The following is a 19,765-nucleotide window of genomic DNA, read 5'->3' as shown; positions in this document are numbered from 1 at the left end:
CCACACAATCACTCAACCACCAATCACTCACGAATTAGCTATCCTTGGCCTGTACGAGTTCGCGCAGTTCGGGGAGGCCGTCGAGCTGAATCTGACGCTCGCGGTAGGCCTGAATGCCCTGCAGAAAAGCGTCGGCCCGGGCTAGATACTGGCGGGCGAAGGTCTCGGATGGCTCCTGCTTGTTGATGCCGAATACCAGCGTCCTGAAGTCGCTTTCGGCCGCGTGGAAATCCGTTTCGCCCACAAACGTTTTGTCGAAATCGCTTACAATGCCATGCTGCGTGTTGGTGGGCACGTCGCGGCTCATGAGCCCGGCTTTGGCCCCCGTGATAAATACGTTGTAGGCATGGTAGAGCGCATCGGCCCAGCGGCCGTCGGTCAGTGCTTCGCGCGCCCAGCCCAGCTTCTCGGCGGCTTCGTCGAGCGTGGTGGCGACCAGATCAATGAGCACACTGGCGCATTCGCCCACGCCCACTTCGGTCACGTAGGGTTCCGTATGGTCCCAGTCGATGTAGTCGGTATTGGCAAGCGTTTTCAGATCGGCGAGCGGTTTCAGCAGCTGGTAGAAGTAATTCTTACCCTGCCGGGCGTAGTAGTCGCTGTAGTATTCGCCGTCGAACGCATTGGCTTCGAAATCGCGGAGCAGGTAGCGCAGCGACTCGGGACCGCGTTTGCTCGGAATCTTGATCACCTTGTCGGCAATGAGTCCTTCGCCTTTACCGTTGAAGCCGCCACCCAGCAGTACCTGCAGGGCTGGCAACACATAGGCGCCATTTTTCAGCGATGAGCCGTGGAAACCGATGTTGGCCACCGAGTGCTGTCCGCAGCCGTTCATGCAGCCCGAAATCTTGATTTTGATATCGTCGTTAAACACCAGATCCGGAAACTCGTCGCGCATCATGGTTTCGAGCGCCCGCGTAATGCCGTAGCTGCTCGAAATGGCGAGGTTGCAGGTGTCGGTGCCGGGGCAGGTCGTGATGTCGGCCGTAGTGTCGAAACCGGGCTCGGCCAGCCCCAGCGCGTCGAGGGCCTCGAACACGGCGGGCAGGTGGGCCGGGCTGATGTACCGCAGCAGATAGCCCTGATTCACCGTTACCCGAATGTCGTCGGCCGCATACTGTTTCACCACCTGCGCCAGCGCCCGGGCCGTATCCGACGACATGTCGCCGAGCAATACCCGCAGCTGTACAGCATACCAGCCCGCCTGTTTCTGCTCGAACACATTGGTTTTAAGCCAGGTATGATATCTGGGGTTTTCTGTTTCCGGTAGGTTGGTTTGGGGAGCCTGCTGCGCAGGGGCCGTTTCGGGCACCGTAAACGGTAAACCGGAAACCGAATACGCTTTCACCTTGAGCGCTGGCGTTTCTTCCTCGACCCGGCGGAGCAGCTCCTCCAGACCGATGTCGTTGAGCAGGTACTTCATGCGGGCCTTGTGGCGCTTCTGCCGTTCGCCGTAGCGATCGAACACGCGGATAACGCCTTCGATAAACGGAATCACGCGGTCTTCTTCCAGAAATTCGAAGGCTGTTTGCGCCGGAAACGGCTGAGCGCCCAGACCACCGCCCAGCATCACCTTAAAGCCCCGTTTGCCGTCCTGCAGGCGGGGAACCAGCCCTACATCGTGCATGTAGCCATAAGCCGAATCCTTCTCGCTCGAGGATACCGAAATCTTGAACTTCCGGCCCATATCCTGACAGATCGGGTTGCGCAGGAAATAATCGAAAATGCCGTAGGCGTAGGGGGTGATGTCGAAGGGCTCAAGCGGGTCGATGCCGGCCCGGGCCGAACCCGTTACGTTCCGGACGGTGTTGCCGCAGGCTTCCTTGAGCGTAATGCCGGCATCTTCCAGATCGGCCCACAGCTGGGGCGAATCGGCCAGTTTCACAAAGTGAAGCTGAATGTCCTGGCGCGTGGTAGCGTGCAGATTGCCGGTCGCGTAGCGGTCAGACAGATCGGCAATGCGGATGAGCTGGTCGGCGGTAATCCGGCCGTGGGGCAGTTTGATCCGGATCATCTGTACACCCGGCTGACGCTGTCCGTACACCCCCCGCGTCAGGCGGAATTTACGGAACGCTTCGTCGGCAATGCTGCCCGACTGAAAGGAGCTGATCTTCTGCTCGAGGTCCAGAATGTCGCGCCGGGCGGCTGTAGTGACTCGATCGCTTAGTTGCAGGCTCATGGTAGTATGGTATATTGTCTATCGACTTTATCAACTAGTCTAAAAAAACGAAACGCCGGGGGTGCCGGCGTAGGCGGTACTGGGCAGATACTGCAATGTTAACACCTTTGGGCCGGATGGCGGTTCCGAACGGGTATAGCGTTTGGTAATGGTGTATAAGCGCAGGTTATCCAGAAGTCCTTTGTGTTGGATAGGTTTATAACCTGATCAACGCTACCGATGTTGGGAGGCAGATCGGCATTCGGTGAGTAGAGACAAGCCTGGTTGCGCTCTTTTGCCGGGTAGTCATTTACGAACTACCGTACCGCATCCTGTCTAAACCAATTGATTGCTGTTGTTTATGATCACACCAACCACCGTATTTGTCGAGGATCAGTCTGTAGCCTGGGAGCCGGTAGGCGAAGGCGTCAAGCGTAAGATTATGGCTTATGAAGAAAGCCTGATGCTGGTTAAAGTCCAGTTCGAGACCGGCGGCATCGGGGCGCCCCACAGCCATGTTCATGTGCAGATGTCGTACGTTGAAAGTGGGGTTTTTGCCATTATGATCGCCGACGAAACCCGCATCCTGCGGCAGGGCGATGTGTTCTATATCCCGTCGAACGTTTGGCATGGTGCCGAATGTCTGGAAGCGGGTGTGCTGGTCGATTCGTTTACACCCGTGCGGGCTGATTTTCTGGGCTGAATCGACCGACCTGCGGGCCAGTCAGGGCATCAAAACCGGGCAGCGTATGGGCAAATGCAAGCGGGACAGACTACTTTTGAGTCGCCAACGTGCTATAAATCCGTTGACACGTATTGAGTATGGACGTTATTGTTCGGAAAAACCCCACCGATCTGGCCAAAGCTGCGGCCGATTTTATCGCCAAGCGCATCAAAACGGTCCTTAAAACGCAGGATCGTTTTACCATTGCCCTGTCGGGTGGCAGTACCCCCAAAGCCCTGCACGAGTTACTGGCCAAATCGCCCTACGCCGAGCAGATTCCGTGGCTGCAGCTGCATGTGTTCTGGGGCGACGAACGCTTTGTACCCATCGACGACGAACAGAGCAATGCCGGTATGGCCTACGACACGCTGCTCGGCCATGTGTTTACCCCTGAAGATCAGATTCACGTGTGGCGCACCGATCTGGAGCCCCAGGCGGCCGCTGCCGACTACGACCAGCTGCTGCACCGCTACTTCGGCGACGAAGGGCCCTCGTTCGACCTGGTGCTGCTGGGCATGGGCGACGATGGGCACACGCTGTCGCTGTTTCCGGGTACCGAAGTCGTTCATGAACAGTCGGCCTGGACGGCGGCTTATTTTCTTACCCAGCAGAACATGTACCGCCTGACGCTGACGGCTCCCATCGTAAACCGGGCATCGTGCGTGCTATTTCTGGTAGCGGGCCCCAAAAAGGCGGCTCCGCTGCAGCAGGTGCTCGAAGGCCCCTATAATCCGGACGTGTATCCTTCCCAGCAAATCAAACCTAGCCCGGGTGAGCTGGTCTGGCTGGTCGATGAAAAGGCGGCTGCCGATCTGACCAAACCGGCCTGATCAGCTTGGCTGTGTCGGGTCAGACTGGCCGGCCTTCTGGTCGGCCAGTTTTTGTTTCAGATCGTAGGTGCCCATCGGAAAGAACAGGAGTACGTCGTTGTTCAGAAAGGTGCGTTTCAGGGTTTTGATGGCTTCACTCAGGGCCATAACGGGGCTGGTCAGGCTGGGGTTGATCCAGAACCAGACCACAAACTGAATGGTATTGTCGGTGAAAGCCCGGTAATGCAGATCGACCGGGTGGTCGGCCAGCACAAAGGGTAGCTGCCGGATCGCGGTCTGGGCGAGCTGCTGGGCCTTGTCGAGATCGTCCAGATACGACACACCGGCTACGACCTCGATCCGACGCTGCCGCATGCGGGAGAAGTTGGTGATCGGCTTCTGGAAGACATCTTTGCTTGGAATCTCGACGGTCTGGCCCTGGCCGTTGTCGAGGACGATCGAGCGAAGTTTGATGTCACGCACTTTGCCCGAGAAGCCGTTGGTTTCGACCTGGTCGCCGACCTGAATGGGCCGCGCCAGGGCAATCATGGTACCGGAGATAAAGTTGGTAGTAAGATCCTGAAAAGCGAAACCGACGGCCAGGGCCAGAATACCCGCGCCGGTCAACAGCGACGCCACGGTTTTATCGAGTCCCAGTATACCCAGGGCAATGAAGATGCCCACGGCAAATAACAGCACTCGAACCAGTGCCCCTGCGAGGTTGATCAGCGAGACATTATGGCTGACCCGGTCGAGGCCCCGCACCATCAGGCGGCTTACCCAGCGCGAGATAAAGGAAAAGGCAATCAGAATCAGAATGGCGATGGCAATATTCGGCACGAGCTTGACGCCCGTGCGGGTCCAGCGCATCAGTTCGGCATAAATGAGGGCCGCAGCCTGCGAAAAATTCATACGCAAATGTAGGTTACTATCCAGGTTTAACGCCCCCCGTCGGGTTTGTGTTTGATGCCGACACGCCTGTGCCGCCTTACGCAGCCTGAGCAGGGGCGGGTCTGGGGTTGGGGGTGCGCCAACTTACCCGTACCTTTGCGGGCGAATACAGCACCTGAAAAAACACCCCATTTGTATGACACCAGCTGCGCCCGTTTACCTCGACAATGCCGCTACCACCAAACTCGATCCGCTGGTACTGGAGGCCATGCTGCCCCTGATGACCGAGCAGTTCGGCAACCCCTCGTCGATTCACAGCCACGGCCGCGCCGTGCGAACGGCCCTCGAGAAAGCGCGCAAAACGGTGGCGGGCCTGCTCAACACCTCGCCCGCCGAAATCTTCTTTACGTCGGGCGGCACTGAGGCTGATAACACGGCTATCCGCAGCAGCATCGAAACCTTCGGGCTGACGCATGCCATCACATCGCCCCTCGAACACCATGCCGTGCTGCACACGCTGGAACACCTGGCCAAAGCCGGGCAGGTAAGACTAAGTTTGGTGACGATCGACGAACAGGGCCGCATCGATCTGGCCGACCTGGAGCGTTTGCTGCGCGAGAACCCCCGGTCGCTGGTGTCGCTGATGCACGGCAACAATGAAATTGGTAATCTGCTCGATCTGGCCGAGGTGGGCGAGCTGTGCCGCCGTTACCAGGCGGTGTTCCATTCCGACACCGTGCAGACGATGGGGCATTTCCGGCACGACCTGAAGGTGCTGCCGGTCGATTTTATCGTGGGGGCCGGTCATAAATTCCACGGTCCCAAGGGGGTGGGTTTTCTATATGTCAACGCCGACAGCAAGATTCACCCGTTCATCTACGGCGGGGCGCAGGAGCGTAATATGCGGGGCGGCACCGAAAACGTGTACGGTATTGTGGGGCTGGCCAAAGCCCTCGAGATTGCCTACACGGAGATGGATGCTCACCGAACCCATATCACAGCGCTGAAACACCGGATGATCGAGCGCCTGCGGGCCAGTCTGCCGGGGGTAGCCTTCAACGGGCTGTCGGGCGCTGTCGACAACAGTTTATACACGGTGTTGAATGTCAGCCTGCCTGCCTCCGACCTGAACGATATGCTGCTCTTCAACCTCGACATTGCCCGTATTTCAGCGTCGGGTGGATCAGCCTGTTCGAGCGGTTCCAGCGTAGGTTCACACGTGCTGGGAGCCTTGCCTGGTATCGACCCAGACCGGGGCTATGTCCGGTTCTCATTCGGCAAATACAACACCACCGACGAAATCGATTACGCCGTCGATACGCTGGTGGGGCTGTATCAGAAAGAACTGAGTGTGTAGAAAGAGTGAAAGAGTGAAAGAGTGAAGGAGTGAAGGAGTGGAGGAGTGGAGGTTTCTTGGCAGCCAGCGCTCTTCACGCCTGGGGTGCACGAAAAAAGAGTGAACGAGCGAAAGAGCCGATTGAGACCGCGTCATTTTCGCTTTTCAGATGGAGTACAAAAAAAGAGCGATTGGCTATGAAGTACCAATCGCTCTTTTACGTACAGGCGGCATAAAAGAGCGAACGGGCACGAAGCCCCCATCGCTCGTTCACTCTTTCTGCCTTTCACTCTTTCACTAGTTACCCTATTCCCCTTTCAGTGTTGCCAGGAAGCTGACCACGTCGCGGATTTCGCGTTTGGTGAGGAGGTAAGTCATCTGGGGCATACTCGACGGGTCGGTGGTCCGTTTGGCGATCTGGCTTTTTGGAATTGTCATCGTGGGTTTGTCGCCCATCTTGACCCGGATGTCAGTCGCCGTTTCGCCGTCGAGGGTACCGCTTACGGTTTTGCCGTTTTTCAGCTTCAGCGTGACCGAACCGTAGCCGGGGGCGATGCGGGCGCTTGGGTTAATCACCGCTTCCAGCAACTGCTCCCGCGTCAGGCGGCTGGCCACGCCGTTGAGCCGGGGGCCTGCGTTGCCGCCCAGATCGTCGTAGGAGTGGCATCGGATGCACTGGGCGGTGGGGTGGCGGAAGAAAACGCGCCGGCCCCGGTCGGGCTCACCGCCAAACAAACTTCCCTTAAACGTGGCCGCCAGGGCGTCGGGCGACAGTTTGGCGGTAGTGGCCTTGTACTGACCGATCAGCGGGGCCGAATGGGTGCTGTCGATCGATTCTTCCAGTTCCAGCTGTATTTCGGGGGGCAGGGTGCCGTTCGCCAGTTTGGTCAGCAGCTGGTTGTAGACCGGCTGGGTGTAGGTGATCGGCAGTTTACCCAGCGTCAGCAGGGCGGCTTGTTTCTCTTCGGCCGTACGGGTGTCAATTACGTTGGTCAGCAGGCTCACCATACGCTCGCCGGGCATGTTGCTTTTGGCAACCAGGTCGAGTCCGGCCACCCGCACGGCTTTGTGCTGGTCAGCGAGGGCCTGTTCGATGGCTTTCCCCAGCTGGGCGTCGTTCAGAACGGCCAGCGCTTTCAGGGCGGCTACGCGTACCGTGGCATCCTGATCGCCCGTCAGGCGAGCCATCAGGGCCGGGCCAGCCGAGGGGATGCCCAGGGTCTGGATCGCTTTGATGGCACTCAGCCGAACGAGCTGCTCATCGCTTTCGGTCAGTTTGCTGTAGAGCGCGGCTGTCTGCGTTCGGAGGGCAGCGGCATCGCGTTTGACCGCACCCCGGTACCGGCCATCGACCCGGTCGAGTACCGAGGGGTCGGCCCAGGTACTCAGGGCGTCGAGCGCTTCGGCCCGCATGGCGGCCGGGTTGGCGTTGTTCTGAGCGTAGGTAATCAGTTGCTGCATGGCCTCGGGCGTACCGACGCGGAGGTTGGCGTTGATAACCCGCCGAACCAGCGGCTCGTTGGTGAAGCGGGTGGTCGCCAGCAAATTACCCAGGGCGGGCAGAGCCTCGGGAATCGAAAAATCATCGTTGATGGCCCGGGCGGCTTCGGTAACCACAAAGGCATCCTGATCGCGCAGAAAGCGGGCAATTTCGGGGCTTTCCATTCGGCGCAGGGCCACCACGGCGGCTATCCGCAGTGCCCGCGACGGGCTGCTACTCAGGGCTGCCACCGGTTCGACCTGACCGATGCGGGCCAGGGCCAGGCTGCCGGCGTGCCGCAGGTAAGCGTCCTCATCGTTGTTGGCTTCCAGCATCCTGATGATGGGCTGAATGCCGGGGGCGTAGGCCAGGCGGCCCAGGGCTTCGGCGGCAAAGAACCGGGCGCGGGCGTTGGCATCGGCCAGCAGCGGCAGCAGCAGCGGACCGGCCTCGGCATAGCGGATGTCGCCCAGCCACTTGGCGGCCTGCGCCCGAATTTCGCCGTCGCTGTCTTTCAGCAGCGGCAACAGGGCCTGCGCGTAGGATTTGTCCTGCCGGGCCAGTTGCGCCAGCCCCCAGATGCCATGTACGCGGGCCAGCTGGTTGGTGGTCTGCCGGGTGGCCGCCGTGAGCACCTCAGCTCCTTTTGCCTTCCGGTCGACGAGCTCGAACTGGGCTTTCTGTCGTACCCGCATATCGGGATTAAAGAGCAGCTTGCCGAGGTCGGTTTCCGGGCGACCGTTGAAATTGGCCGCCAGCAACGTTTTGGTTTCTTTCCGCTCGGCCGAGTTGGCCGCCGACTGATCGTCCAGTTTCCAGATACGGCCGTAATCCTTGGTGTCCCAGCCGTTGATCCAGTCGGCCACGTACATGGCGCCGTCGGGACCGAAGTCGATCCCCGTGGCCAGTACGCCACCCAGCACTTTTTCGTGCTGCCCCAGCTCAAACGATGCCCCCTTGGGCTTCAGCTTGAACGCATGCACGCCCGACTGGGCGGGATTGCCCACGAATTCTGCGATGAAAAACGTGTTTTTGTATTTCGGGCTGAGGGCTGTGCCGGGGTTATACAGCATGCCCGCCGGTCCGCTGACAAAGTTCGCCAGGGTAGGGGTGATGTAAGCGGCCTGGCCTTCGAAGCGGGGCAGGTACATGCGCTCATCCATCCAGACCTTATAGGTGTTGTTTTTGGGGTCGCGGTATTTGCCATACTGCCAGTTGCTGCGCCAGCCCGTATCCGACCCGTTAGTAATGTACACCAGCCGTTCTTTTTCGCCGGCGTGATCGCCGTCGTTGTCTTCGCTGATGAGGTTGCCGTACTCGTCGAACACAAACTCGTGGGTGTTCCGAACGCCGTGGGCAAACACTTCGAAGTCGCTGCCGTCGGGGTTGGCCCGAACAATGACGCCGGTATTGGCGTAGTTGAGCGATTTGCCATTGGCGTCTTTCCCGCCGTTGAAACCGATGTCGCCGATCTGCCAGTAGATTTTGCCGTCGGGCCCCATTTCAACGCCCGACATACCGTGGCCGCTGAAGCCGACGTGGATGCCGTAGCCGTGCGAGAGCGATTTCTTCTCGTCGGCAATGCCATCGCCGTTGGTGTCCCGCAGGCGCCACAGGTCGGGTGCCACGGTAACGAACAGATCCTTGCCGTTGGCCAGTACCCCGCCCGCTACGTCGGTCACCTCATCGTTGAAGTCGTTGACAACCAGCTGCGTCATGTCGGCTACGCCATCGCCGTTGGTGTCTTCGATGCGGAAAACGTTTTCTTTCTCGACGGTCATGTCGCGCCAGTCGTGCGACCCGTCGCCGTTCACGTCTTTCAGCCACTCGTTCTTTTTGCTGTTTTCGGGCGACAGAGCGCGGTGCAGAAAGGCCCGCTTGTCGTCGATCGTCTGGAGCCTGTTCGATTCAATTTCCCAGTCCTGGTGGCCGCGGATATCGAATTCGGAGTTTTTCTGCCGGTTGGTACGGGTGTAAAACAGGCGGCCCAGATCGTCGATGTCGATACCGATGGGGTCGGCCACGAGCGAGTCGACGCCCCATAGTTTCAACGACAGCCCTTCGGCCAGTTTGGGCGTCACGGTGGCTTCGATGCTGCGGGCCAGCTGAGCGGCCTTTTCGGGAACCATGCGTTTGATACGCGGGTCGATGGGGGCTTTGACCGACTGGTAGCCAGCCAGCACCAGCACGGGGCCAAGGCTTCCCAGCCACAGCAGCTTACGGGACAGGCGTCGGGAGCGACGGGTTTGTTTCATGGATACAGGGTGAAAAAAGGCGTTGAGTCGCTGATGACCAGCGGGGTTGTACGTTCGTACAAGACCAGCCGGCCGGTTTTTATACTCATCGACCCTGAATAACGTCCCGGAAGCCTCTGAAACGAGTTGGGCCTGCCGTCGACAGACAGCAGGCCCAACCCAAACGAGCGCATAGGGCCGGTTACGCTTCCTGTACGTTACCGACCCACCGCTGGGCCACGGTGAGCGTGTAGTCGAGGAAGGAGTTGAAGGTCCGTTCGTAAATCTCGTTGCCGACAAAGTGGCCCTCGGGATCGAGGTTCTTGTCGGTTTCGTGCGATTCGTACAATTTGGGCGACACGATCGAGTAGCTGTTGGTGAAGCTGATCACCTTGTTGACAACGGTGCCCATGTCGAGGGCTGGCTGTCGGCCACCCCGCCCGTTGGATACCCCGATCATCGCGAATACCTTGTCGGCAAACAGGTGTTTGAACGCTGGACTACCCAGCTGGTGAACCGCGTTGGTGGCCTGGGGGGGAGCCGTCCAGTTGTATTCGGGGAGGGTGAAGATAACCAGGTCGGCGGCCGACCAGGCATTCACCAGTTCCTGCTGAAACGGCGTCAGTGCGTCGGCCTGCAGGTAGGCTTGTCCAACAAACGGAATGTCGTAGTGCTCAAAGGTGATAACCGATACCGTATGCTCATCGGTATTGGTCAGCAGGTGTTTCAGGTAATTGGCCACGCGCAGCGAGTTACTGTTGGCGCGCGATGAGGTAGCGATTAGCGCAATATTCATGGTTGGTATGTTCGTCCGATCATTGCCCTACCAACCCCGCGTTGGGCCGATTAGTTTTCCGCAGACAGTTTACGGTTTACAGTATGACAGTTTACTGTTTACAGTATTTAGTGTTCCGGTATCCGGTAGTCAGGGTTGGGTCTGGGGCGGGGCCGTGTAAGGGCTGAGAGCAGCGCACGGGTTTCGAGATGCCATTGCCGGTACGAACAAACCGTCTGCCCACTAGCCACGCCGGCAGGCATCTCTCTGTAAACCCCATACTGAAACGGAATTCTGTAAACTGTAAACCGAACCCTGAATACCGGTTTCAATGCAGCGCCTGATCCAGGTCGGCAATCAGGTCTTCGGCGTGTTCAAGGCCAATAGAAACGCGGAGCAGATTGGCGGGTGTCGTCGAGGTGGGACCCTCCACACTGGCCCGGTGCTCGATCAGGCTTTCCACACCGCCCAGACTGGTGGCGCGGGTAAAGAGTTTAAGCCTGCCAATAAACCGCAGGGCTTCGGCGGCCCCGCCCGTCACCTGCACCGATAGCATGGCGCCCGGTCCGTTCATCTGCTGCGCAATCAGCGCCCGGTCGGGGTGGTTGGGCAGGCCGGGGTAATGGACCTGCTCGACCAGGGGGTGACCGTCCAGGAAGTCGGCCACGAGCCGGGCCGTGGCCATCTGTGCGCGCATCCGCACACCCAGCGTTTTCAGTCCCCGGCTCACGAGCCAGCAGTCGAAAGGCGAAGGCACTGCCCCGGAGAGACTCTGCAGCGCGCGTACCCGCTGCGCGAACGCATCATTCCGCTTGAAAACCAGCGCCCCACCCAGCACGTCGGAGTGGCCGCTCAGGTACTTGCTCGTCGAGTGCATCACAATGTCGCAGTTCAGATCGAGGGGCCGCTGCAGGACGGGGGTGGCCCAGGTGTTGTCGCACACACACAGCGCACCTACGTCGTGGGCCAGTCGGGTCACCGTCAGCAGATCGGTGATTGTGAGCATGGGGTTCGACGGCGTTTCGCACCAGACCAGCCGCGTGTTGGCGTGCAGCGAGCGTTCCACGGCGTCGAGGTCGTCCATACGAACGCGCGTGTAGGTGAGGCCCCAGGGGTGAAATACCTGTTCGAGCAGGGCGGGCGTACCATAGTAGGCATCGGTGGCGACCAGTACGTGATCGCCGGGGCTGAGGGCCTGAAACAGCGTCATGGTCGCGGCCTGGCCCGAGGCAAAGGCCATACCGACGGCTCCGCCTTCGAGGGTAGCCAGGGCCTGCTCCAGCGCGTCGCGGTTAGGGTTGTTGGGGCGGGTATACAGGTAAGGGCCCGGTAGCTCGTTTGCCTCATCGCGGGCAAACGTCGTAGCCAGTTGAAGCGGAGGTACCACGGCACCCGTTGTGGGGTCGGGCTGATGGGTAGCGCGGAGGGCAAGCGTATCGAAATGCATGGGCGTCGTCGGCCGAAGCCAGCGGATTAGTCGGTCGGCCAAGTACCGCATTTTGGCCCGTAAATCCCAACGGATGATGGTGGCTCACTCCAGAATCGACCGGCCCGACCCGGGCTGGAGCAGCTGATCCATTCAATTCGTTGTGCCTTGCCGATCGGCTGAGCACCGGATAACGCTGCTGTCCGGATGGCGGAGCTGATTTTTGGGGATGAAGGGTACCGGTAGGGCAATACGGTTCGAATTTTGCGTAGGAGAAAGGGCTGGCCCATCGGCTTCTTTCGGGAGTACGAGGGGCACATGCCCCGTAACTGCGTACATGCCTTATCTCGACACCCATACTCAGCCGCTTACGGCGAAGACGGCGGCCCATTTGCTGCGCCGGGCCACGTTTGGCCCCACGCAGGCGGAACTAACCGCGTTTACCGGGCTCACGGCTACCCAGGCCGTGGCACAGCTGATCGGCAACGCCAATTATGCGCCCGCGCCCCCCGTCGACCTCGACAGCACCCAGCCTACGGCGGGGCAAACCTACCTCGATAAACCCTTCAATGGCGACCGCAACTTCGATTTCGGCCACTACCTGCGCTACTGGTGGATGGGGCTGATGACATCGCAGACCGCCCCGCCCAGCTTGCTCGACAAGCTGACACTGTTCTGGCAGAACCATTTCGTGACGACTCGTGACGTGGTCGACGACTATCGGTTCGTAAACCAGTATCTGCTGCTGCTGCGCAACAATGCCCTGGGCAATTTCAGAACGCTGGTGACGCTGATTTCCAAAGAACCAGCCATGCTGCGCTACCTCAACGGCAACGAAAACGAAGTGGGCAAACCCAACGAAAACTACGCCCGTGAGCTGCAGGAGCTGTTTACGGTGGGGGCGGTCGATTTTGCCGGCAACAAGAATTACACAGAAGATGACGTTAAAGCCGCTGCCAAAGTCCTGACCGGCTGGAAATATACCAACTACTGGGTGGTGGGGTCGACGGGTTTTGCCACGACCTATTCCGACCGCAAACACGACGCGACCAACAAAACCTTTTCAGCCTATTATAACAACACCGTAATTCAGGGCCGGGCCACGTCGACGCCCGGCACCAGCTCGGCGGGCGATGCCGAGCTGGCCGAGCTGGTGGCCATGCTGCTGCGACACCCCCAGACCCCCCGGTTCATTTGCCGGAAACTGTACCGCTGGTACGTGAATCCAAACGTTACGCAACCGATCGAAGACAACGTGATCGGTCCGCTGGCGCAGTTTTTTGCCAGTCCGGGCAACGACTACGCCATCCGGCCCGTCATCGAAAAACTGCTGACCAGCCAGATTTTCTTCGACGACAGCAACATCGGCGCCATCATTAAGTCGCCGGCCGAACTGGCCATCGGGGCCATGCGGTTTTTCAACCAGCCCGTGCCCGACATGACCACCGACTACGCGGCTTTCAGAAACTATTTCGACTTTATGTTCTGGCGCATGCGCGACATGCAGATGGGTCTGCTCGATCAGAACTCGGTGTTTGGTTATGAGCCCTATTACCAGACCGGCTACTCGCGGATCTGGATAAACACAACCACGCTGGCGCTCCGCAGCGACTATACGGATGCCTATATCTGGCGGTGGCTCGAGGTGAAACCGGGCTACAAGATGGGTATCGACGTGGTGGCCTGGGCCACAAGCCTGCAGCCTAACTTCAGCGATGTGAGCGGCACGCCGGCCATCAGCTGTGAGCAGGTGCTAACCGCGTTTTCTAAAAATCTGTTTGCGCTGGCGCTGTTCCAGAGCCAGAACGATTTTCTGATCGATTCGATCATGATGCAGGGTATTCCCCGCACGTCGTGGACGTTCGAGTGGAACGCCTACCGCACTGCACCCACCAACACCAACAAACGCAACGCCGTACGATGGCGTCTGGAGAATCTACTCAAATACATGCTCCGAATGGCGGAGTATCAGCTGTGCTAATGAGTGGTTGGGCGACTGAGTGATTGAGTGACCTGCGCCTGAACCTGGATATTCACTCAACCACTCAGTCAGCTAATCACTCCATGATTTCTATGAAACGTCGTAACTTTCTGGCGGCTGCTTCGGCGAGTGTGCTGCCTGTTTTTCTGGATGGATTTGGGCTCAAAGCTCTCAACCGGCAGTCGGCGCTGGTGCAGGCGCTGCTCAGCACGCAGTCGGCCTACGCCGATCGGGTGCTGGTGATCGTGTACCTCAACGGCGGCAACGACGGGCTGAATACCGTGATTCCGCTCGATCAGCTGTCGGCCTACAACACGCTGCGGAGCAATATCGCCATTCCGCAGGCCAAAATTCTGACGCTCGATGGCAACCCCGCCACCGGGCTGCACCCCGCGCTGACGGGCCTGCGCAACCTCTACAATGCCGGCAATCTGTCGATTGTCCATTCGGTATCGTACCCCAACCCCGATCAGTCGCACTATCGGTCCACGGATATCTGGATGACGGGTGTCGATGCCGATAAGGTCAGCGCAACGGGCTGGGCAGGGCGTTACCTCGAGAACCAGTACCCCGGTTATCCCAATGGCTATCCGAACGCCCAGATGGAAGACCCGCTGGCCATTCAGATCGGCTACCTGACCTCCACGGCCCTGCTCGGCAGTCAGCAGTCGATGGCTATTGCCCTCAATGACCCCGATAGTTTTTACCAGCTCGTCGGTACGGGAAACGCCACATCGCCGGGGGGGCTGCCCTGCTGCGATGCCGGCGATCTGATTGCCTTTGTCCGGCGGCAGCAGGCCCTGTCGGTGGGCTACGCTGCCGAGATCAAACGGGCGGCCGATGCGGGAAAAAACCTGGCCACGTACCCAACCGATGCCGACAACAACAGCCTGGCCGATCAACTCAAGATCGTGGCCCGGCTGATTCACGGCGGGCTGAAAACCAAAATCTACTTTGTCTCGCTAAACGGCTTCGATACGCACTCGACCCAGGTCGATGCCAGCGACACCACGGCGGGGGCGCACGCGTCGCTGCTTGTCAAGCTGTCAGTGGCCATCGAAACGTTTCAGCAGGATCTGACGCGGCAGGGCACCGCCGACCGGGTGGTGGGCCTGACGTTTTCGGAGTTTGGCCGGCGCGCCAACGCCAACAGCTCCAGAGGGACCGATCACGGCGTTGCCGCGCCGATGTTTGTATTCGGCAGGGGCGTCAGACACCAGACCATCGGCCAGAACCCCGACCTGGCCAATTTGTCGGGCCAATACGGCAATAAGGATATTCCGATGCAGATTGACTTCCGGCGGGTCTACAGCGACGTGCTCAGCGACTGGTTTGGTGCCACGGCGGCTGACACCGGCTCGCTGCTGTTCCGCAGTTTTCCAACGGTGTCGCTCTTTTCCGATACGGTCGAAACGGTGGCCTCGGGCGACTGGAGCGATCGCAGCGTCTGGACGGTGGGGCGGCTGCCGATGAGCAACGAGTATGTGAAGATCAACCCGGGCCATACCGTGACGCTGCGGCAGCACGTCAGCGTACGCAACCTGCGGCTTGAGGGTACACTGACCACCGGGCCCTACCGTGTAAAAATGACGGGATAGGGTAGGACTGGTTTGTGATGTCTGGAAAATTCTGCACCTTTACGCCGACCGTATGCAAGCATACTAACAGGCATGGAACAGACGTATCAATCGGTAAACCTGACTGCCAACGAAGGCATATTGACCGTAACCCTGCTCGGGCCGGGCAAAGGAAATGCCATGGGCCCCGAATTCTGGGATGAATTTCCACAGCTGATGACCGCCGTCGATCAGATGGCCGACATCCGCTGCGTGATCGTACGGGGCAGTGGCGAGCATTTCAGCTATGGACTCAATCTGCCCCAGATGATGCCTAAGCTGAGCACCCTTACCCAGGGCGAGCGCACAGTATTGACCGCCCAGATCCGCCAGATGCAGACCGGTTTCCAGCGGCTCTACAACTCGCCCAAACCCGTGATTGCCGCCATCCACGGCTGGTGCATCGGGGGTGGGGTAAACCTCATCGCAGCGGCCGACATCCGGCTTTGTTCGCGCGATGCCCGATTCAGCCTGCGCGAAGCGAAGCTGGCCATGACGCCCGATATTGGCGGACTCCAGTTTCTGCCGGCCATTATCGGTCAGGGCTTTACGCGTGAGATGGCCTATACGGGCAACGACTACGACGCGGCCTTTGCCGAGCGCATCGGGCTGGTCAACCACGTGTACGACACGCCCGATTCGCTGTTTGAAGCCGCCACCGCGCTGGCCCGTCAGATTGCTGCCAACTCGGCAACGGCCGTTTCGGGGGCTAAAAAAGTGCTGAACCAGGCAACTGACGAGGCCATTCGTGAAGGACTGGCGTTTGTCGCCGAACTCAACTCCGGCCAGATGCAGTCGTCCGATTTCAGCGAAGCCATGCAGGCCACGCTCGAACGCCGGCAGGCCGAATTCAACAGGAAATCGAACCGGGGGTACTGACAGCAGCGCGTTATTGGCGTGCCTGCCTGAGTTGCTCATCGCAAACGGATCGGGTGCTCGATTGCCTGACTGAAACCGCCTATTTATCAATCGCTTAGTCTAAACCTATGAACGCAACAGGTATGCTGCGCGACAACGCGCTGCAGGGGAAAACCATTATTGTCACCGGGGGCGGAACGGGCCTTGGCAAGTCGATCAGCCGGTATCTGATCGAGCTGGGCGCCAACGTCACCATCTGCAGCCGCCGGCAGGCCGTTATCGACGAAACGGCAGCCGAGCTGACCACCGAAGCCGAACAGAAAGGCTGGACGGGCCGGATACTGGCCGTGGCCTGCGACGTACGCAATCCGCAGGAAATCGAAAACGTGCTGGCCCGCTCGGTCGAGACGTTCGGGCAGGTCGATGGCTTGCTCAACAACTCGGCCGGTAACTTCATCAGCCCCACCGAGCGGCTGTCCTACAAAGCGTTCGATACCATTGTCGACATCGTGCTGCGGGGTACCTACTACTTTACGCTGGCGGTGGGCAAATACTGGATCGAACGCAAGATTCCCGGTACGGTGCTCAATATCTCGACGACCTACGCGACCACCGGGTCGGGTTATGTAGTGCCGAGTGCCGTGGCCAAAGGGGGCGCCCTCATCATGACCCGGTCGCTGGCGGCCGAGTGGGGGAAATACGGTATCCGGGTCAACGCCATTGCGCCCGGGCCATTCCCGACCAAGGGCGCCTGGGATCGGCTCTTTCCCGAACCGCTGGCCAGTATGATGGATCCCGTCAGCCGGATTCCGCTCAAGCGCGTGGGCGACCACGGCGAGCTGGCCAACCTGGCGGCTTATCTGCTGTCGGACTACTCTGGCTACATCACGGGCGAAAGCATCACCATCGACGGTGGTGAGGTGCTGATGGCGGGTGAATTCAATCACCTCGAGAGCGTAACCGACGAGCAGTGGGATACCATCGGCGAAACCATCAAGCAGGCCAATCGCGCCAGCAAGAAAGAAGGGCAGGCCTAAGACCTAAGTCGCTTTTCGTAGGCCAGAAACCGGAGCCCCGGCCGAAAGTCCAGCGTGATTTCGCCGGCCAGCCGATAGCCTAGTTTCGGAAATAAACGTTGCGTAGCCTGATTCACCGTATTGGTGTCGATACGCAGGCGGGAAATACCCCGGTCAAGCGCTAGCTGCTCGGCCTGCTGCAGCAATGCGGCTGCCACGCCCCGGCCCTGAAAAGTCGGGGCGACGGCCAGCCGATGCACCACGATGGCCCGCTCGGCCAGATCGAATACCTGTCCGTATTCGGCATCCTGGTCCTCGGTGATGGCCGCCACGCCCGCCAGCGAGCCTGCCTCTTCGGCCAGCCAGAGCTGACGCTGCCGGATGTCGTTGCGAAAGACGGCTTCGTTGGGGTAGGTATCGTCCCACTGAAAATTACCGGCGGCCCGCATGAGCGGCACAACGGCCTGGATCAGCGAAAGCAGGGCGGGGAGGTCGGCGGTGGTAGCGGGGCGGAGTATCATACAGCTTACAGTTCTTCTTTAAGCATCTGAACCACCATGGTGAGTTCCTTCACCGTGGTTTCAGGATCGCCGTTGTAGCCAATGGTGCGGTAGCGCACGCGGCCCTTACCGTCGATCACCACTTTGGTGGGAATACCGAGAACCTTATAGGCCGTGGCCATTTTCTGCTGGGTATCCAGGGGCACTACGAAAGGATAGGGGTGCTTGTCCATGAATGAATAGACCCGCTGCAGCGGACCGCCCTCACGCGTGTTGACAAACAGAAAGCGCACGTTGGGGTCGTTCTGGAACTGGGTTTGGGCCTGTTGCATGGCCGGAAACGACGCCACACAGGGGCCACACCAGGTTGCCCAGAAATCGATCACCACAATTTTACCTTTGCAGGCTGCCGACGAAATCGTGCGGCCCTGCAGATCGGTGAGCGAGAAAGCGGGGGCCGGCTCGTTGATCATCGTCGCGCGCAGGTCGGCCCGCAGATCGTCGCGCAGGTCGGCTTCGAGGGCGTGCAGATGCGCGTCGGCTTTGGCCACCGACTGACCAGGCTGTTTGGCCAGCCAGTCGCGGAACGCGGTCTTTAGACCCGGTGTCGACTGCCCGAGCTGAATGGCCTCCTCGACGATGGGCTGCGCGTCGGCCGCGTGGCTGGTGCGGAGGGCACAGCGAAAATACCGCTCATTGGTGCGCGGATCGCTGTTCTCGAGGGTGTTACGGTCGATGGCTTCCTGGTAGGCCCGCCAGGCGTCGGCCTGCTTATCCTGCTGTTCGAGCGTCCGGGCCAGGGTATTCATAAGCTGTCGCTGCCGTTGCTGCTTTTCGGTGGCCCACTGCGCTGCGGTTATAGTGGTGGGTTTGGGCTGCACGGCCAGATCGCTGAGCGCCCGGCGGGTCAGCTGTTCCGCTTCGGGCAGGGCTCGTTTGTCGTCGGCCAGCTGAAACGCAATGGTGTTCAGTAGCATCGGGTCGGTTTGGGCAGGGGGCAGGGCCGCCACCAGCGCCATCATTCCCTGGATATCATTGTTCTTGTAAAACGAGTCGGTCATTAATACGCTGAGGGCGGGCAGATAGGTCGACGTCGGGAATTCGCGGGCAAAAGCAGTATAAAGCGCTTTTTTGCGCGTCCAGTCGGCTTCCGTCCGAACAGCCATGGCGCGGTCTTTCTGCACCAGCGAGCCGGTGGGGTCTGCCGTTTTCTGCCGGTTGCGAAGTGTAGTCGCCTGCTTGAAATCGCCCATGCTTTCGTACAGCTGAATAGCCGTGTTCAACTCCGCCAAGGTGGGGGCTGGGCGGCTGGCCAGAAAGGTTTTGATGCCGGCATCGACTTTGGGGCCATACCCTGGCTTCTTCTGTTTGATAAGGGCGGCCAGGTAGTCTGACCAATAAAGGGGTTGCAGATCAGGATGCGCTTTCAGCTCCTGTTCGTACAGGGCAACAACCCGGTTGGGGTCGGGCCGACTGCCCGCTTCGTATAGAAAATGACTGCGTGTAAACACCGAAGCCTGTCCGCCGATCGCGTGGGGGACCGGCTGGCCGGTGGCGTCGAAAACGGGGATCACGTACAGCTGGCCCCGGTTCAGGTCGACCCGTTTGGGCTGGGCTGGATGCCGAAACAAGAGCATAACCCCCGTCAGCTCACCCCGGGGCATGGTCAGTCGCCCCACAAACTCAGTGCCCTGCCGGGAGAGGCTGAGACTCAGCGGGGTACTTAGATGCATCTGGGCGGGTGCGCCGTAGCGGACATACCGGGCTTCGAGAATCGAATCGGTGGCCAGGGGCGTTCCCGCCGGTGAATAGGTAAACGAAACCACCTGCCCCGCCTGCGGAGCGGTGGGCGTAAAGCGAAACTGGGCCAGGACCGAAACGCTGGCGAGGAGGGTCAGGGAGAGAATTGAAAAGGCTTTCACGACTCCAAAATACAACACCTTTGCCCACGAACGGCCCCG

Annotated in this window: 14 protein-coding genes; 7 read left to right on the top strand and 7 right to left on the bottom strand. The window is 59.7% G+C overall.

Annotated elements, in window-relative coordinates; genetic code table 11:
* Positions 1 to 34: 34 nt before the first annotated feature.
* Positions 35 to 2,179 carry a nitrite reductase gene (locus ACYVAC_RS19095; protein WP_461099385.1) on the bottom strand — a complete coding sequence of 715 codons (2,145 nt, stop codon included), beginning with the start codon at positions 2,177 to 2,179 and terminating at the stop codon, positions 35 to 37.
* A gap of 340 nt (positions 2,180 to 2,519) precedes the next feature.
* Between ACYVAC_RS19095 and ACYVAC_RS19090 the strand changes: the two genes are divergently transcribed.
* Together ACYVAC_RS19090 and pgl are read left to right on the top strand one after the other, a co-directional pair.
* On the top strand, positions 2,520 to 2,861 hold the full coding sequence (locus ACYVAC_RS19090; protein ID WP_461099384.1) for a cupin domain-containing protein: 342 nt from the start codon (positions 2,520 to 2,522) through the stop codon (positions 2,859 to 2,861).
* 119 nt (positions 2,862 to 2,980) lie between these two features.
* Positions 2,981 to 3,712: a 6-phosphogluconolactonase gene (gene pgl, locus ACYVAC_RS19085; RefSeq protein WP_461099383.1), complete on the top strand. Its 732-nt coding sequence runs from the start codon at positions 2,981 to 2,983 to the stop codon at positions 3,710 to 3,712.
* Here pgl and ACYVAC_RS19080 read toward each other — a convergent pair whose 3' ends face one another.
* A complete protein-coding gene (locus ACYVAC_RS19080; protein ID WP_461099382.1) occupies positions 3,713 to 4,603 on the bottom strand; it encodes a mechanosensitive ion channel family protein in 891 nt (296 codons plus the stop codon).
* A gap of 175 nt (positions 4,604 to 4,778) precedes the next feature.
* Between ACYVAC_RS19080 and ACYVAC_RS19075 the strand changes: the two genes are divergently transcribed.
* The gene (locus tag ACYVAC_RS19075; RefSeq protein WP_461099381.1) at positions 4,779 to 5,939 is read left to right on the top strand and encodes a cysteine desulfurase family protein; all 1,161 of its coding nucleotides are present in this window, start codon (positions 4,779 to 4,781) and stop codon (positions 5,937 to 5,939) included.
* A 285-nt stretch (positions 5,940 to 6,224) separates the two neighbouring features.
* Here ACYVAC_RS19075 and ACYVAC_RS19070 read toward each other — a convergent pair whose 3' ends face one another.
* The 3 genes from ACYVAC_RS19070 to ACYVAC_RS19060 form a co-directional block, all read right to left on the bottom strand.
* Positions 6,225 to 9,653 (bottom strand): DUF7133 domain-containing protein, encoded by a 3,429-nt coding sequence (locus ACYVAC_RS19070; RefSeq protein WP_461099380.1) that lies wholly within the window; start codon positions 9,651 to 9,653, stop codon positions 6,225 to 6,227.
* Between the two features lie 181 nt (positions 9,654 to 9,834).
* Positions 9,835 to 10,428: an NAD(P)H-dependent oxidoreductase gene (locus ACYVAC_RS19065; protein ID WP_461099379.1), complete on the bottom strand. Its 594-nt coding sequence runs from the start codon at positions 10,426 to 10,428 to the stop codon at positions 9,835 to 9,837.
* Between the two features lie 307 nt (positions 10,429 to 10,735).
* Positions 10,736 to 11,854, bottom strand: coding sequence for a trans-sulfuration enzyme family protein (locus ACYVAC_RS19060; protein WP_461099378.1), 1,119 nt, complete (start codon positions 11,852 to 11,854; stop codon positions 10,736 to 10,738).
* Between the two features lie 316 nt (positions 11,855 to 12,170).
* Between ACYVAC_RS19060 and ACYVAC_RS19055 the strand changes: the two genes are divergently transcribed.
* The 4 genes from ACYVAC_RS19055 to ACYVAC_RS19040 all read left to right on the top strand — a co-directional run bounded on the left by ACYVAC_RS19055 (position 12,171) and on the right by ACYVAC_RS19040 (position 17,325).
* Positions 12,171 to 13,814, top strand: coding sequence for a DUF1800 domain-containing protein (locus ACYVAC_RS19055; RefSeq protein WP_461099377.1), 1,644 nt, complete (start codon positions 12,171 to 12,173; stop codon positions 13,812 to 13,814).
* Between the two features lie 92 nt (positions 13,815 to 13,906).
* Positions 13,907 to 15,412 carry a DUF1501 domain-containing protein gene (locus tag ACYVAC_RS19050; protein ID WP_461099376.1) on the top strand — a complete coding sequence of 502 codons (1,506 nt, stop codon included), beginning with the start codon at positions 13,907 to 13,909 and terminating at the stop codon, positions 15,410 to 15,412.
* A gap of 72 nt (positions 15,413 to 15,484) precedes the next feature.
* Positions 15,485 to 16,309 carry a crotonase/enoyl-CoA hydratase family protein gene (locus ACYVAC_RS19045; protein WP_461099375.1) on the top strand — a complete coding sequence of 275 codons (825 nt, stop codon included), beginning with the start codon at positions 15,485 to 15,487 and terminating at the stop codon, positions 16,307 to 16,309.
* Positions 16,310 to 16,416: 107 nt separating this feature from the next.
* Positions 16,417 to 17,325 carry an SDR family oxidoreductase gene (locus ACYVAC_RS19040; RefSeq protein ID WP_461099374.1) on the top strand — a complete coding sequence of 303 codons (909 nt, stop codon included), beginning with the start codon at positions 16,417 to 16,419 and terminating at the stop codon, positions 17,323 to 17,325.
* Here the strand turns inward: ACYVAC_RS19040 and ACYVAC_RS19035 are convergent.
* Both ACYVAC_RS19035 and ACYVAC_RS19030 read right to left on the bottom strand, forming a co-directional pair.
* On the bottom strand, positions 17,322 to 17,825 hold the full coding sequence (locus ACYVAC_RS19035; protein WP_461099373.1) for a GNAT family N-acetyltransferase: 504 nt from the start codon (positions 17,823 to 17,825) through the stop codon (positions 17,322 to 17,324). The two genes, ACYVAC_RS19040 and ACYVAC_RS19035, sit on opposite strands and share 4 nt — an antisense overlap.
* A 5-nt stretch (positions 17,826 to 17,830) precedes the next feature.
* Positions 17,831 to 19,726, bottom strand: a complete 1,896-nt coding sequence (locus ACYVAC_RS19030; protein WP_461099372.1) for a TlpA family protein disulfide reductase — start codon at positions 19,724 to 19,726, stop codon at positions 17,831 to 17,833.
* Between the last annotated feature and the right edge of the window lie 39 nt (positions 19,727 to 19,765).

Source organism: Spirosoma luteolum (assembly GCF_054778875.1).
The sequence above is the reverse complement of the archived record's forward strand: the minus strand, read 5'-3'. Positions and strand labels throughout refer to the sequence as shown.